The organism is Bacillus sp. Root131, from assembly GCF_001429475.1.
GTDB classification, from domain to species: domain Bacteria; phylum Bacillota; class Bacilli; order Bacillales; family Bacillaceae_G; genus Bacillus_A; species Bacillus_A thuringiensis_S.
The window spans coordinates 797,098-812,992 of sequence record NZ_LMJQ01000001.1 but is presented as its reverse complement, the minus strand read 5'-3'; the positions used below and the strand labels follow the sequence as shown (position 1 = coordinate 812,992).

Sequence of the window (15,895 nt, the reverse complement as noted above, 5' to 3'; positions counted from 1 at the left end):
TAACCGTTAAGATTTACTAAGAATGTGATTCCGTTCCACCTTACTGCTCCTAGGCGAGTTCAGGATGTCATTTGACTATGTCGCACCAACCCATAGCTCTCTGTACAAATACATGACCTTACTACTCCTATTCAACACATTGTAATATTTAGAATATATTTTCTTTTGAAATTAATATGAAGTATATCGGTTATATTTGTAACTGTCAAGGGGTATATTAATTTTTTGTCGAAATGGTTCATATTGATAACTCACTTTTACTAAGCTTATTAGCAAAAGAAAGAGTCTATATTTTCATCTTTTTACGGTATAAGACGAGTACAATCTCTCGGAAAAGCACTCGCCTCTCGTACATTTGTTAATTCTAATAGTTTATATACAATCCTTTCTAACCCAATTCCGAAACCTCCATGCGGGGGACAACCGTATCGGAATGTATTTAAATAAGATTGAAATTTCTCTGGGTGTAATCCTTTTTCTTTAAACGAAGCGAGTAACATTTCATAATTATGAATTCGCTGTGCCCCTGACGTTATTTCTAACCCTTTATATAATAAGTCGAATGAATCAGTAATAGCTGGATTCTCTTTATTTTGCATCGTATACATCGGTCTCGCTTCTTTCGGATAATGTGTAATGAAAACAAATTCACTATTATATGTTTCCTTTACATATTTCCCTAGTAACTTTTCACCTTCTGTATCTAAATCCCCTACAGGAGATTCTTTACGATACTTACTTTTCAAAATTTCTTGTGCTTCTAACAATGTAATTTTAGGTATTTCAGTAATAACAGGTACTTCTATTTGTAATAGTTGTAGTTCTATTTCACATTTTTTCGCTACTTGTTGAAACATATATCGTAAAACATCCGTTTCTAGTTGCATCACTTCATAAAAATCATGAATAAAACCAAGTTCTACGTCTAACGATATATATTCATTCAAATGACGGGAAGAATTATGATGTTCCGCTCTATATACAGGTGCAATTTCAAAAACTCGTTCTAACCCACCTGCCACCATCATTTGCTTATAGAACTGTGGTGATTGTGCTAAATAAGCTTCTTTTTGGAAGTATGGAAGCTTAAAAACATTTGCTCCTCCTTCTGCCCCTTGCGAAACAATTTTTGGCGTAAAGATCCGTGTGAAATCGTTCTCTATAAGAATTTCACTAAAGCTCTGAACGAGTGTAGATTTCACTTTAAAAATCGCTGCGGTTCGCTCATGCCTTAATGATATTACTCGCTCATTAAGTAGTTGATCTAAGCCCACTTGTAACTTCTTTTTATTTATTTCAAATGGAAGTGGTTCTGCACCGTTTATTACTTTCACTTCATGAGCAAGTACTTCAACACCCAATTCTGTTTTCGACGTCTCGACTATTTCACCGATTACATGGACAACACTTTCTACATCAACTTTATATCCAGCCAATCCATTCTCTAATACACATTGAATTACTCCTGTTCTGTCCCGTAATAATAAAAAACTAACATTTCCAAGATGCCGAATTTTTTTTACCCATCCTTGAAGTAATACAACCTTTCCACTTTGTTCCATACATTCTTTTGTGAGTGAACGCTTCATTATTGAATTCATTATTTTTCCCTCCAGTAATTTTATATTTATTTACGTTATTGTTGTCATCGTCATCATCCACGGTCACTCACCCCCTTTCAAAGAATACAAAAATCCGCCCCTATAAATAGGGACGGATTTTTTTCCGCGGTACCACCCAAATTGTCATACTGACCATCTTAGCCCTGATAACGGTAGGTACCGTTTGCTTTTACTAATAATCACGTTCAAAGCAACACTCACAGGTGTCTTTCCATCATGCGGTATCACAACCTTCTCAGCAACCGGCTGCTCTCTGTAGACCTTTGCACCATGTACTTTTCCTGATCATCACTTTTTATATTTACAGAGTATTTTAACTTCTAACTTTATAAAATGCAAGATTTTTTTTGAAACATTCTGATTTTCTAACTCCTAACTGCTTCTAAAACGGGAAAAGTTAATTTTGTAATACATATTCTTATGTATCAAATCCGAAATTACACATCTAATATTTTACTATTTTTTACATAAAAACCGTATTTTTCACGCATATTAATAAACAAATTTAAAGTGAGGTGTGCATATGCAAAAAGCAATTAGTTTCTTTCTCCTATTGTTTTGCCTAATTGTAGTAAACGAAACATACGCCTATTCACCAAAATCTTTACCAATCTCTCAAAACTCTGGTCAATGGCTAGTGAATATTGATAAACCGAAAAAAACAAACAAAAATATGCTTCAAGCTAAAAAAACTGAATTTCAAACATATCATTTTTCAGTAAAGAATATCGGGAATAGTGAAGTATATAACGTAAACGTCGAAGTATTCCGCAACGAACCAAATAAGAAAACGAAATATGAACTCTTTTCCCTAAAGGAAAGTCGTTTAGCAAGTGGAAAAACTGGATTTGAACACGCTAATTTACCTGTTGCTACAAAAGCGGATGAGGTTGATGTTATTATTACATGGCAAGAACACCCATTCCGATTGATGCGAAATGGTCAAAAAGTTGAATCTAGAAAATTTAAAGAACATTTTGTTTTTAAAGAAGCTAAAAAGTAAATGGGATACGGATATATTCACACTATCATTGATATAGCTTTATTTACTAGTACCAGTTCGTAAGCAAATTAAAAAGTCGTGGCTTATAATGCCACGACTTTTTATATTAATTCGTACTAATGCCTCTCGCTGTCCAAATACGATCGATATCAGCAGCATGTTGTCCGCCATATAAAAGAGCATCTGCTTGCTTAATCGCTTTTGCTCCATCACTGAATTTAGAGTTTGGTGTTAATGACCAGTGTGATTGTAAAATGATTTTTGTTGCTACATCACGGCCAAAAGCTTGTGCCATTTCGTATTGACCTTGTGCCCAAATTTCACCATCATCATGCACTTCATTCGTTATATCTTTCGGATATACTTTATTCGTATCTAATCGGCGTAAGCATGTTGGATCTGAACTAGAGTAAGCTGTCGCATCCCATTCTCCAACACATGCTTTTCCGTATCCTGTAGTCGATACTGCATCTTCATATGTAGCACCTAAGAAGTCGCCAAATCCTTCTCCCATCGCTCCGCCTTCTGCTGAACTACCAAAGCCAGGAACTTGGTTATCTTGAATCGAATGCCCATACTCATGTGCGATAATACCAGCATCTTCTGCATCATCAACACCGCCAGTACCGAAAGTTAAAGCTTTTGTTGATGGAGAATAGAATGAATTATCATCAGTTGTACCATTAACATTCACTTTTATCGAACGGTTATTAATATTTTTAAAACCTAACCCTTGAATGTAACGCTGTAATGTATCGATATGATAATACGACATCACATCTTCAAAGCTATCATTTGCACGTGTATAGTTAAATTGTAAATTCGTAGATTTTGTTTTCGCTTTTGAAGAAATCGTTACATATTCTCCAATTAAAAATCCTGTTCCATCTAAACCTTTTAACGTAACAGTTTTCAGTTGGTTCGTTAGAGCTGTTGAATCTGCATCGTTATTATCTTTTAAGCCTACTTTACTACCGCTAGATACTACTGGGTTAGGTAAAAATACTTTTCCTGACCCTTCAGCTTTTCGGTTTATATCAACCTTTTTAATTAACTTTCCATTTTCTGCATCAATAAATGTTTCCCATGCACCAAATGGATTATTAGAATGGACTACAACTTTATATACTGGACGAGCCATTCCTTCTTCAACAATATATCCGAATTCTTTCTCTGTAGGAGCCCATAAGTTTTGCTCACTTGCTTCTCCAACATACGCCATTGATTTTTGTATTGCATCTTTTTCACTAATTTTTGTCGTTACTTCCTTCACACCTGTAACAGGCTGATAATCAGAAACAGCGAGTACTCCCTTTCCTTCTCCGTTAAGAGTAACTGTAATTTGTTTTGAAAATACAGGAGCACCGTTAACAACTTGTTGGAACCTAACATATGAAGCTACTGACGTTTCTGTTGTAGAAATATATTGCAAGTCTGAAAGGTCTGCCTTCAATCCATACTGCGCAGCATTTTCTTTTAAATATTCAGTTGCTTTTTTCTGTGGCGAATAAGCTTCTAACTTTACTTGCTGTTGTTTTTCCAATGCCGAAACCGTAGAAATCGTCCCCATTACTAACGGCACAGTCATTGCCATTGCCACCATTTTTTTATTAAACATAGAACCACTCCCCCTAATAAAGTAGCTCAACCTTATCCCGTTACCACTCAGCAATCATTCTCCACAAAATGGAGGGATAAAAATTGAATCTAGGAGTAATTCTCTATGGACAATTCTATTACCTTTCCATTTGAGGTAAGTGAAATTTTCTCAATATTTATGTGTAAAGTGAAAACAATACTGTAGAAATATATTTCTACAGTATTGTTTTCGGTACGCTATGAAAAAAGAAAATTGCTAGTAATCCTATCGAATGTATAGTCAAATAAATTCTAATCATACAAAAAAGGAAGTTGGAATCATTCCAACTTCCTTTTTTCTTTAATTAGCCGCACTTAATTTAATTCTAAGTTTTGTCTCACCTAAAGAAAGTTCATCGTCTTCGTTCGTTAAGTGACCAAATGTAAATTGTTTAACGAGTAAGTTTTCTTCCAATAAATCTTTATGGTTCGTTAACGTTCGCTGTAGCTCTACTTCTGTATCGAGAATAACATCGACTCGTAAATTAACTGGTAAATTCAACTGTTTACGATATTCTTGAACCGCACGAATGAATTCACGCGCTACTCCTTCTTGTAACAATTCTTCCGTTACATTCGTATCTAACATAACTGTGTATTGTCCGTTAGTCGTATTAGAGAATCCTGATTTTGCAACTTTCTCAACTAACACATCTTCAGCAGTTACAACTACTTCTTCTCCTGGTGTTGCTTCGTAAACTGCTCTTCCTGTTGATACAAAGTTTTGCACTTCTTCTTGTGATAATTGTTTTAGCCAACCATTCACTGCATTCACATTTTTACCGAACTTCGGCCCCGCTGTTTTAAAATTAAGCTTCAATTGATATGATGTGTATTTTGTTTCATCGAGTTCAACATGGAACGCTTTTACATTTAACTCATCCATAACGATATCACGATAAGATTCCCAATCCATATCATTCTCGTTATGCTCAAGTAATACAAGTTCTGCTAGCGGCTGTTTTACTTTTAAAGAATGCTGATTACGGTTACTTCTTCCAAGTTCAACAACTTGTAAAACAGCATCCATTTCCGCTTCTAATTTCGGCTGAAGTAGTGATTCATTTACAACTGGATAATCAGCTAAATGAACACTACTTCCTTCTAAATTAAGATGAATGTCTTCCGCGACAAACGGTGTGAATGGTGCAATTAATTTACTAATTGTTACAAGTACTTCATGAAGTGTCTCATACGCAGCAGCTTTTTCAGCGTTCATACCAGATTCCCAGAAACGATTACGTGAGCGTCTTACATACCAGTTACTCACTTCATCTACAAGTGCTGCAATTTCACGAGCTGCATTCGTAAATTGATAATCATCAAGTGCTGTTCTCACTTTTTTCGTTGTACTATGCAATCTTGATAATACCCATTCGTCTAATTTCGTACGCTTTACATCATACGTTTCTTTCGGGTTATACTCATCTAAATTTGCATATAAAACGTAGAAGCTATACACATTGACTAATGTATCTACAAATTTAGATTTCGCTTCCAGTACGGTTCTTTCAGAAAAACGCTTCGCATTCCACGGAGCACTATCAACAAGTAAAGCCCATCTTAGCGCATCTGCACCAAACTTATCTACTAAATCAACTGGATCTAGTGCATTCCCTTTACTTTTAGACATTTTCTGCCCTTCTTCATCTAAAACATGCCCTAGTGATAACACTCGTTTATACGGTACTTTTCCTGTATACAGTGCTGAGACTGCTAATAAACTATAAAACCAGCCGCGTGTTTGATCAATTCCCTCTGCAATAACATCAGCTGGAAACTGCTCTTCAAATAACTCTTTATTTTCAAATGGGTAATGATATTGTGCAAATGGCATGGAACCACTATCAAACCAAACATCAATTACTTCTGGTGTACGATTCATTGTGCCTCCGCATTTTTCGCAGCAGACTTGAACTTCATCTACATAAGGCTTATGCAATTCTAAATCTTCCGGTGTTTCTTTCGTACTATGCTTTCTTAATTTGGCAATGCTTTTCGGCGCAAACTGATGATCACAACTTTCACATTCCCATACGTTTAATGGCGTTCCCCAATATCTATTTCGGCTAATATTCCAGTCCACCATATTTTCTAAAAACTTACCAAAGCGTCCATGTTTCATATGATCCGGATACCAAGTAACTGAATCATTATTTTGTAAAAATGTATCTTTAATTGCAGTTGTTCGGATTAACCAACTTTCTCCTGCATAATAAAGAAGTGGTGAATCACAACGCCAGCAATGTGGATAGCTATGTTCATATTTTTCTTTATGATATAGTAAACCTTCTTTCGCTAAATAACGAACAATGTCAACGTCACAATCTTTTACAAATTTACCTTTCAAAAATGGTACCGCTTCTGTATACTCACCTTTTTCATCTACAACGTGCAAGAATGACAATCCTTCACTTTGAACAACTCTATAATCGTCCTCTCCATATGCTGGAGCAATATGAACAAGTCCTGTACCACTATCTGCCGTTACAAACTCTGCTGCGATAACGCGGTAACCATTTGTAACTTCTTTCATCGGAAATGGCGCTGTATAAGATGTGTTTAATAATTCTTCGCCTTTATGAACAGATAATACTTCATAGTTTTCTTTTAATACTTCTTGTACACGTTCTTTCGCAACAATGTATACATGACCTTCTTGTTTTGCTTTAACATATTCCATATTTGGATGTACAGCAAGCGCTACGTTTGCTGGAAGTGTCCAAGGCGTTGTTGTCCAGCCTAAGAAATACTCATTTTCACTATCTTTCACTTTAAACTTCACAGTTGCACTTAAATCTTTTACTGTTTTATACCCTTGTGCAACCTCATGTGAGCTCAATGAGGTTTGGCAGCTTGGACAGTATGGTGAAACTCTATGTCCTTTATATAACAATCCTTTTTCATGGATTGTTCCCAAAATATGCCATACACTTTCGATATATGGATTCTTTAAAGTTACATATGGATCATCCATATCTACCCAATAACCAATACTTTCAGTGAATTCACGCCACTGCTTTTCATATGTGAAAACACTCTCTTTACACTTTTGAATAAATGGTTCAATGCCATATTCTTCGATCTCATGTTTACCAGAAATACCAAGTTGCTTCTCAACACCTAGTTCTACAGGTAAACCATGTGTATCCCATCCTGCTTTTCTTACTACTTTATAACCAGCCATCGTTTTATATCTTGCTACTAAATCTTTAATTGCCCGACCAAGTGCATGGCCGACGTGTGGTAAACCGTTCGCCGTTGGTGGTCCTTCATAAAACACAAACGATTGCGCGCCTTCTCGATTCTGAATTGATTGTTCAAAAATGCTTTGTTCGTTCCACTGCTTACGAATACGTGTTTCTCTCCCTACAGCTGACTCTTTTACATCTACTTTCTTCATCTACAATCACTCCTTTGAATGTTTTAAAAGCACACAAAAAACCCGTCCCTATGAAGTAGGGACGGGTTTACCCGCGTTACCACCCTAATTCTATTAGCTTTTTCACTAATAGCGCTTAGCAACGTACTATCATACGTGTTCTTTGTAACGGTAGACATCCGTCCGGGCTTACTCACTTTCAGCCTCGGCTCCTCGGAGATGATTTTCAAATAACGTCTGCCCACCGGCTTTCAGCAATATACCGGCTCTCTGGAGAACAGTTCACTATTTTACTCTTTCTCGTCTTCAGATTTGTATACTTTGTTAAAAGTTATTTTATGCCATTTGACAACTAATTGTCAACTAATTCAAAATATATCCTTATCTTTTCCCCTATTCTTATACAATTACTTTTCAAATTCTCGCAATGCTGCTAAATTTTCATCATCCTCAATAAGTTCAGCAAAGAATCCCGATTCATCCTCACGAAGGACAATTTCAAGCTCTTTCTTCGCCTCTTCATTTCTATTTAACTGTGCTAAATAACAAGCACGATCATATCTTGCTAACAAATCACTTGCATCCATTGTTAATACTTCATTTGCTATTTTTTCTGCCTTTAGTGTTTGGCCGGCACCATGATATGAAGACGCTAAAGAAAGGAGAATTGCTGTTTCATTTGGATGATTTATAGAAGCATTTTCTAATAGATGAATTGCCTCTTCAAACCTTTCTTGACTTTGATACATTTCTCCTAAAGCAAGAAATGCTCTACTTACGAACGGTGTTTGCTCCATTAATTGTAAGATCATCTTTTCTGCTTTTCTTTCTTCCCCTGCTTTAAAGAATACTTGTGCTTGCAGAAGAAGTGTATCATAATCATCTGGTAGTTCTCGAACCATTTGCTTCGTTAATTCCAAAGCATCTCTTAACATATCTTCTTCCTCGCACTCAACGAAAAGATTTACAAGTTGCTTCGCTACTTCATAATCCCATCTATTTTCTAGTGACGTGTGCAAAATCTCTATTGCTTCTTTATTCATCTCTACATTCTCATAAAATAGCGCAAATCGCTGTGCTGCCATACTATTTTTCGGATTTAACTTTAAAGAGATTTCATATAAATCAATTATCATAGTAACCATTGAAATTTCTTTCGCACGATTTTTCATACGATAAAAAGCTCTCGTAATGATAGATCGTTTTGGCTGTTCATGCAGCTGCCGTTCAATCCATATTTCCGTAACCGCAGCTGCAGCATACATGAATGCTGTACTTCTTTCTGCTTTTTTCACCTTTAACGTATGAAGAAAATCTCGTATGTTAGACAATTTTTTATGTTGCTCTACTGCTTTTACATAAACATCAAATATACGTTCATTATCAAAATCTTTTTGTATTACTTTCATTGCAACTTCAATTGCTTTTACATTTCTTTTTTTCACTAATACTTTTGCATAATGATATAGAACTTCTATATGCTCACCATCTAATTGTAGCGCGTATTCAATCTGTTCTTGTTCTTTATCTATTTCATTCATCACACCATGCACATATGCAATCGCATCTAAACGCCATATTTCAGGTACTTCGTCCGCTAATTGTTCTAGTTCCGTCAGCAATTCTTCCTGAAGATTCATATCTACTGAAAGCTGTGCCAAATATTCCATATTAATATGCAATGGCTCTTCCTTCATCGCCTGAACCATATGACTTTGTTCTTTAGAACGGTTTTCTTCTTTTTCGTATATTTCCGCAAGCTGTAAATGTACACCTACGAAATTCCCATCAAGCTCTAAACATGTTTCATACGCTTGTTTTGCTTCCGTCAATTGCCCTAATGCCATAAGTGTTTCACCAATTCGGTAATACGGTAATGCCGTGTCCTTTTGTTCTATCGCCTTATTATATCTTTTCATCGCTTGGCCATACTGTCCAATAGATTCATATAAAATACCTGCATAACAACCGTACTCACTTACTTCATTTCTTTCTTTGTGTAACGTTCTTAAAAACGCTATACCTCGTTGTACAAATTCCGTTCCTTTAATTCGATTCACATATTCATCTAACGCACTTGCTACATTATAATCACTTTTCTTTATACCATTTTCTAACTTAGATAGCGCTACTTTAAATCCTTCTTCATTTCCACCAAGTTCAATTTCAGCATCCCATAAAACCATTCCTGCATTCATGAGGAAATCTTGGCTCTTTTCAATTTGCTTCTCAAGACCAAGAATATATTCTTTTGCTTCCTTGTATTGTTCTCTTGCCATATACACTTGTGTAAGTCCGAAGTGAGAATAAACATCCTCATCATTTTCTTCTAAAGCACGCTTATACAATACTTCTGCTTCTTCCAAGCTATCATTTTGAAAATTATAGTCACCTAATTTTACGTAAAGAGGTGCTTTATCATCACAATTCTCAATACCGTTTAATAAAATTTCTTTCGTACTTTCCTCATCCTTCAAATCAGATTCGTATATTTCCGAAAGTTTCGTATAAATGTAAGGTGCATTACTATCCAAAAGAATCGCTACTTTAAGCCCTTTTATTGCTAAATATAATTTTCCTAGTTGATGTGCACATCTCGCTCGTTCATACCATACATGTGCTTCATATTTATACTCTTTTAACAAGTCATTAAAGATTTCATATGCTTCTTCATATCTTTCTAAATCTATTAATATTAAACCGTGATTCGTTAAAGTAAACCTTTCAGGACTACGCTCTAACGCAACTTGAGAGTATTGCAATGCTTTTTCAGATTGATCAATATACATATAGGATAAAGCGAGAAAACTCCAAGCAATAGGCTGATCTGCGTCTAATTGTAACGATGAACGAAAGCTTGAAATTGCTTCTATATAACTTTCCTGCTCAAAAGCATATCTTCCATTTATCAAATGATATAATGCACGATTATTTTTCTTCTCAACGCTTGTCAGCATTTGCTCGGCTTTGTCTACTTCCTGAAGACGAATAAAACACTGTGCACCATGCAATTTAACAAAGTCCGAGTTCGGAAACTTTTCCATTAACTTATCGATACAATATAAAATAAATTCTTTATCTACTTCAACATCTAAGTGCTTTATCGTATATAACCACGTATTTGGATTATCACTCGTTTCTTTTAAAAATTGTACTAAGTTACTAATTCCCTCTTTGTCATGTTCATCTAAATGATCCGTAAGAGAAAAAATAGATTTAAAATAACGATTTTCTTCTTCACTTAGAAACGCTAGTTGCTCCTTCTTTTCTTTCGGAACAAACGTGATTGCTAAACAGCCTGTATAACGATATTTTTCTTGTAATTTACTATATTCCACAAGAACTGGTTCTATAAAGTTTGGATCTTGAACATAGAAAGCTTGCAATGTATCATCATATCCAGATAGAACTTGTACGTGTGAAGCATGCTCAATATCTATACTTAATAAAACAGGAATTCCTTCGTCAATCAGTCTCTTATAATTCTCTTCATTCCCTTTAAAATAACGATATTCATAACCTAATTCTTCTAAATAAGAAACAGTATCTGAAAACTTCGAACCTGTCATATCAAAAATAAACTCTGCTATTTCATCTTGTGTACGTTTCTCTCCCCATATACGCAACATCATCTCTAAACTTGTCGGAACACAATAATTATCCTTTTGTACAATAGGAACTATCGGCAAGTGAACCTTTTTTCCATCCGGATTTTTTTCTAAATTATGATATAAAGATTCTTTTAAACTCTTTTCTTCTCTTAATAGCTTTTGTAAATCTGCAAACTTATTCATTTTGTACAACGCTTCTGCACGTAAATGTACAAAGTAAGTATTATAGGCATGATATGGCAGCTGAGTATTTATGTTATCTATTACCGCTAACATTTCTTCATATTGCTCTAAATCTAATAAATACTTTACCTTCTCAAAATGAAAATATGGTACTTGTGGAAACTTTACAATCGCATCATCAATTAACTGTATTGCACGTTTTTGTTCCCCTTTATTCGCATACAATTGTGATAATAAATAGGTAGATAACTCTTCACAATCTTCATGCTGTATGCCAGCAATAAATTGTTCTTCCGCTTTCTCCCATTCACCTGTATGCATATAAACGTAGCCCCATTTATCAAAGACTGCACGTGTACTGTACTCCTCTGCTTTTTTCATATACATTAGCGCTTCTTCGTTTCGTTTCATTTCTAAAAGACATCGTACTAACGTAAAATATGTTTTCGCTAAAAAATCTGCATCTATTTCTTCTTTACCTAACTCTTCTAAAGAAGATTTTAACAACTGCTCTGCTTCAAGAATTTTTCGCTCATCAATTAACTCATCACAATATAAAGAGAGCGTTCTCATATTTGGGAATTTTTTATAAGCGTAGCGAATGAGAAATGAACTGTATTGGTGCATAAGCCCTTCATCAGTAAGGCGAATTAATATATCAAACTCCTTATGCGAAGGAATATTGGCAAGCCAATTCTTCACATAGGATAAAGTATTCGTTTCTTTTATATATGCAATTTCATTATTTATTTCCTGTAATCCGTCTACAAATCTCTTATCTTTCAAACAAGTTTCTAACTGCTTAAAATCTAGCATGCATTCACCTCGAATTTATATTTATACTGCTACTTGCTTAGATTTTACACACCATATAGTATGTATTCAACTAAAATCTCTTATAATGGATGGTATTAATTAATATTATTCAAATTTATAACAAAATATAGTAAAAATGATTGTTTTTCTCTGTATTTTGTTTGATTATATAGAATAACGTAACATGTGTATCCTATCTTTTGTCAGTTAAAAACAGTACATGAAATTATACCGGCGATAATTTAAATATATCAGCGATTCTTAAAATATATCGGCGATTTTCAAGATATATCAGCGATTATACGGTGAATATCGACTTACCAACAAAAAATGACATTTTTCTCATTCATTAAATCAGGGTACTCCTTAAATATACAAAACGGATACCCTATTTGACCCGCTATATACTGTGCAACATTTTTCTTTGAATTCAAATTAACACAACTTCTAACCTCCTGTAGAGCAAGAATATGTGGAGAAATAGTTCGAATTTCCTCACAAATAGCTTCTGATCTCTCCAACCAAAGACTATCATGGTTCCATATATTGAAGGTAGCACTCCTTAATAAATCACTATCTTTCAACATTCTATTTCACCAAATGTAATTTTCATATTCGGAGCATATACTAAAAAAGAATGAAGATGAAATGCCTTAAAAAATCGTAGTTCAGCTTCATATTGAGCTAGCGCATTATCATATGTTAATCCTCTGGCTATTAAACGTTCTACAAATTGTTGCTTATCACCCGGATCACCTGCAATCCCCTCTTCTTTTAATGATTGATACAAATCGTTTTTATCATTGTGATGCATATTTGAATCTAAAAAGTTCACTTTATCGCTTACTCTACATTCAATATTTTTCACACCTAATTCACTTAAATATATCGGTATTTTCATGCCTATATTGCCATCTTTACCATTTCTTTGCGTATCACTTTCAAATAATTTCTGCAAAACACCTAGCTGAATAAATTCCGATTGTTTCTCCCCATCTAGTAAATAAGAAGCCATATTAGAAATCCAATGTGGTTCAAAACAGATTATTTTCCCGCCTCCTATTATATACAAAACTAAAGTTCTCTATATAATAGCCGTATTCCTACACTTTTCTTAAAATTTCAAAGCAAAAAAGCTAGTGTATTTTTAATAATACACTAGCTTTTTATTTGGAAGAAAAATTTAACAAGTACAATCACAATCAAAACAATCCGTACAGTCTAAATCGTCACAATCTGCTTTTCTCTTTCTTTTGTTTCTTTTAAGATAATAATACAGTAGCCCAAACAATAGTATACAAATAACAAAAGCTATTATTGCTTCTGTATACTTATTTTGAGTCATAAAACCAATTCCACTTCCGCCTGAAATAAAAATTAGAATTAAATAAATCCAGAACATCTATGTAAATACCTCCATTACTATATATCTTAAGATAATATCCATATAACACTAGAGGAAATGAATAATCCCATACCATTACCGCTTAATACACCAGTAGTTATTCTTAGCAAATTTGAGCTACTTCTCCATTTCCACTTTTGGGTGAACCCATCGATAAGTAACGGCATTTGAGCGAAAAATGATAGTATGATTGCCAAAAGAAATGAAGGTGTCATATAAAAATAAATTGGAAACATTAAAATACCAATAAGCATGCCTGTACAACGCGCACATAAAGGTATGTACTTTTGTAGTTTAAAAAAACTCCTATCTAATCTTCTATGACAAGGAATTTGTAAAATAAAAGTTCGAATCAATATGAATCACCCTCTCTAAAAAGATTTTAATTGATTTTGCAAAAAAAATATATATCCAATAAAAAAACAAACCAGGTTTATACTAGACCCAGTTTGTCAGTTTACTACTATGTTACATTTCCTCAGGTGCCTCCACCCCAAGTAAACGTAATCCTTCTTTTAATACAACCGTCACAGCATAAACCAATGCGAGTCTGCTGTCTTTTTCTTTGCTCTCTTCTAATATACGAACATTACCGTAATATTTATTGAATGATTGTGCTACATCTAATACATATTTCGAAATAATCGATGGCTCATTTTTATTGAAAGCTGCTTCAATTATTTGCGGGAATTTATTTAGTAATTTTACGACACTCCAGCTATGATCGTCTTTTAAAGCAAATGTACATGTTTCAAATTCTACACTTTCTTTTCTTAAAATAGAACAAGCACGTGCATGTGTGTACTGTACGTACGGGCCTGTTTCTCCTTCAAATTTCAGCATGTTTTCTAATGAGAATTCAATATTGTGCATACGCTCATTTTTTAAATCGTGGAAGATGACTGCACCAACACCGACTTGCTTTGCTACTACTTCTTTTTGTTTTAAGTTTGGATTTTTCTCTTCAATATTTTGTTTTGCAAGTTCGATTGCTTCTTCGAGTACTTCTTCAAGTAAAATAACTCTTCCTTTACGTGTCGACATTTTCTTACCATCTTTTAAAATGAAGCCAAACGGTACGTGTTCCATACCATCAACCCAAGTATAGCCAAGTTTTTTTAATACGGTGAAAAATTGATTGAAATGTAAGCTTTGTTCTGGACCAACAACATATAGCGCTTTATCAAACCCATAAGTGTTTTGACGATATAAAGCTGCCGTTAAGTCACGCGTTGCATAAATCGTCGCACCATCTGATTTTCTAATTAAGCAAGGCGGCATTCCTTCTTCTTCTAAATTAACGACTAATGCACCTTCTGATTCTTCAAGCAACTCATGTTCTTCTAAAATCCCAATAAAATCTTCCATTAAATTATTATAAAATGCTTCTCCCTGAAAATTAGTAAATTCTACGCCGAGAAGTTCATAAATGCGAGAAAATTCTTTAAGGGACTCATGACGGAACCAATTCCAAAGCTCTACCGCTTCTTCATCACCTTCTTCTAATTTCTTAAACCAAGCACGTCCTTCTTCTTCTAGTTCTTCGTCGTCTTTTACCTCTTCATGGAATTGGACATATAACTTAAATAGCTCACGTATTGGATCTTCTTTAACTACTGCTTCATTTCCCCATTTTTTATAAGCCGTAATTAACTTTCCAAACTGTGTTCCCCAATCTCCTATATAATTAATCCCTACAACTTCATAGCCACATTTTTCAGCGATATGTTTCAGCGAATTTCCTATCATTGTAGAACGTAAATGCCCCATCGAAAAAGGTTTCGCGATATTAGGAGAGGAATAATCAATTACTACTGTTTTTTCACAGCCAAAGTGGTTTTGACCGAACTCTTCTTTCTCCGCTAAAACTGTTTTTAATACTGCATCACTTACAGTTTCACGATTGAAAAATACATTTACATAAGGACCAACGGCTTCTACTTTCATAAAAAACGGATTATTTAATTTCTCAGCAACTTCCTTTGCGATAATAGCTGGTGCTTTTTTGTATTTCTTTGCTAATGAAAAGCATGGGAACGCTGCATCTCCAAATTCATCTTGTTTCGGTGTTTCAATTAAATCTAAAATTTGTTTTTGCGTTAGTTCATTCGTGAAAATATTAGATAAACTTTCCGCAAACTGCATTTTATAATCCATGATTTAACCTCCTTATTTTTTAAAACACAAAAAACTCGTCTCTAAAAAAGAGACGAGTTTTAACCCGTGGTACCACCC

General features: G+C 34.5%; 8 protein-coding genes, 2 pseudogenes and 4 other annotated features (2 of these 14 running past the window's edge). Of the genes and pseudogenes, 1 reads left to right on the top strand and 9 read right to left on the bottom strand.

Going from position 1 to position 15,895, the window contains the following annotated elements; all coding sequences use genetic code 11:
• Window positions 1-144, bottom strand: a binding site (T-box leader); it reaches 105 nt to the left of the window's first position.
• A gap of 158 nt (window positions 145-302) precedes the next feature.
• On the bottom strand, window positions 303-1,601 hold the full coding sequence (gene aspS, locus ASE54_RS04135; protein WP_001084710.1) for an aspartate--tRNA(Asn) ligase: 1,299 nt from the start codon (window positions 1,599-1,601) through the stop codon (window positions 303-305).
• Between the two features lie 105 nt (window positions 1,602-1,706).
• Window positions 1,707-1,920: a binding site (T-box leader), on the bottom strand.
• Between the two features lie 225 nt (window positions 1,921-2,145).
• Here aspS and ASE54_RS04130 point away from each other — a divergent pair.
• The gene (locus tag ASE54_RS04130) at window positions 2,146-2,625 is read left to right on the top strand and encodes a hypothetical protein (RefSeq protein ID WP_001167924.1); all 480 of its coding nucleotides are present in this window, start codon (window positions 2,146-2,148) and stop codon (window positions 2,623-2,625) included.
• Window positions 2,626-2,731: 106 nt separating this feature from the next.
• On the opposite strand, the gene ASE54_RS04125 is transcribed toward ASE54_RS04130, so the two are convergent.
• The 8 genes and pseudogenes from ASE54_RS04125 to argS form a co-directional block, all read right to left on the bottom strand.
• Window positions 2,732-4,243 carry a M36 family metallopeptidase gene (locus tag ASE54_RS04125; protein ID WP_000482264.1) on the bottom strand — a complete coding sequence of 504 codons (1,512 nt, stop codon included), beginning with the start codon at window positions 4,241-4,243 and terminating at the stop codon, window positions 2,732-2,734.
• Between the two features lie 321 nt (window positions 4,244-4,564).
• Window positions 4,565-7,666 carry an isoleucine--tRNA ligase gene (gene ileS / locus ASE54_RS04120; protein WP_000754898.1) on the bottom strand — a complete coding sequence of 1,034 codons (3,102 nt, stop codon included), beginning with the start codon at window positions 7,664-7,666 and terminating at the stop codon, window positions 4,565-4,567.
• 54 nt (window positions 7,667-7,720) lie between these two features.
• Window positions 7,721-7,961, bottom strand: a binding site (T-box leader).
• Window positions 7,962-8,052: 91 nt separating this feature from the next.
• On the bottom strand, window positions 8,053-12,255 hold the full coding sequence (locus ASE54_RS04115; RefSeq protein WP_000883842.1) for a bacteriocin-processing peptidase family protein: 4,203 nt from the start codon (window positions 12,253-12,255) through the stop codon (window positions 8,053-8,055).
• A 353-nt stretch (window positions 12,256-12,608) separates the two neighbouring features.
• Window positions 12,609-12,842 (bottom strand): annotated as a pseudogene (locus ASE54_RS37505) (hypothetical protein); the annotation flags it as partial.
• Window positions 12,836-13,312: pseudogene (locus tag ASE54_RS04105) on the bottom strand (methyltransferase); the annotation flags it as partial. The pseudogenes ASE54_RS04105 and ASE54_RS37505, both read right to left, overlap by 7 nt.
• Before the next feature lie 126 nt (window positions 13,313-13,438).
• A complete protein-coding gene (locus ASE54_RS04100) occupies window positions 13,439-13,657 on the bottom strand; it encodes a hypothetical protein (RefSeq protein WP_000498604.1) in 219 nt (72 codons plus the stop codon).
• A 29-nt stretch (window positions 13,658-13,686) separates the two neighbouring features.
• Complete coding sequence (locus ASE54_RS04095; RefSeq protein ID WP_000621478.1) at window positions 13,687-14,016, bottom strand: DUF2085 domain-containing protein; 330 nt, start codon at window positions 14,014-14,016, stop codon at window positions 13,687-13,689.
• A 112-nt stretch (window positions 14,017-14,128) separates the two neighbouring features.
• Window positions 14,129-15,817, bottom strand: a complete 1,689-nt coding sequence (gene argS / locus ASE54_RS04090) for an arginine--tRNA ligase (protein ID WP_000384899.1) — start codon at window positions 15,815-15,817, stop codon at window positions 14,129-14,131.
• 45 nt (window positions 15,818-15,862) lie between these two features.
• Window positions 15,863-15,895, bottom strand: a binding site (T-box leader) (it continues 182 nt past the right edge of the window).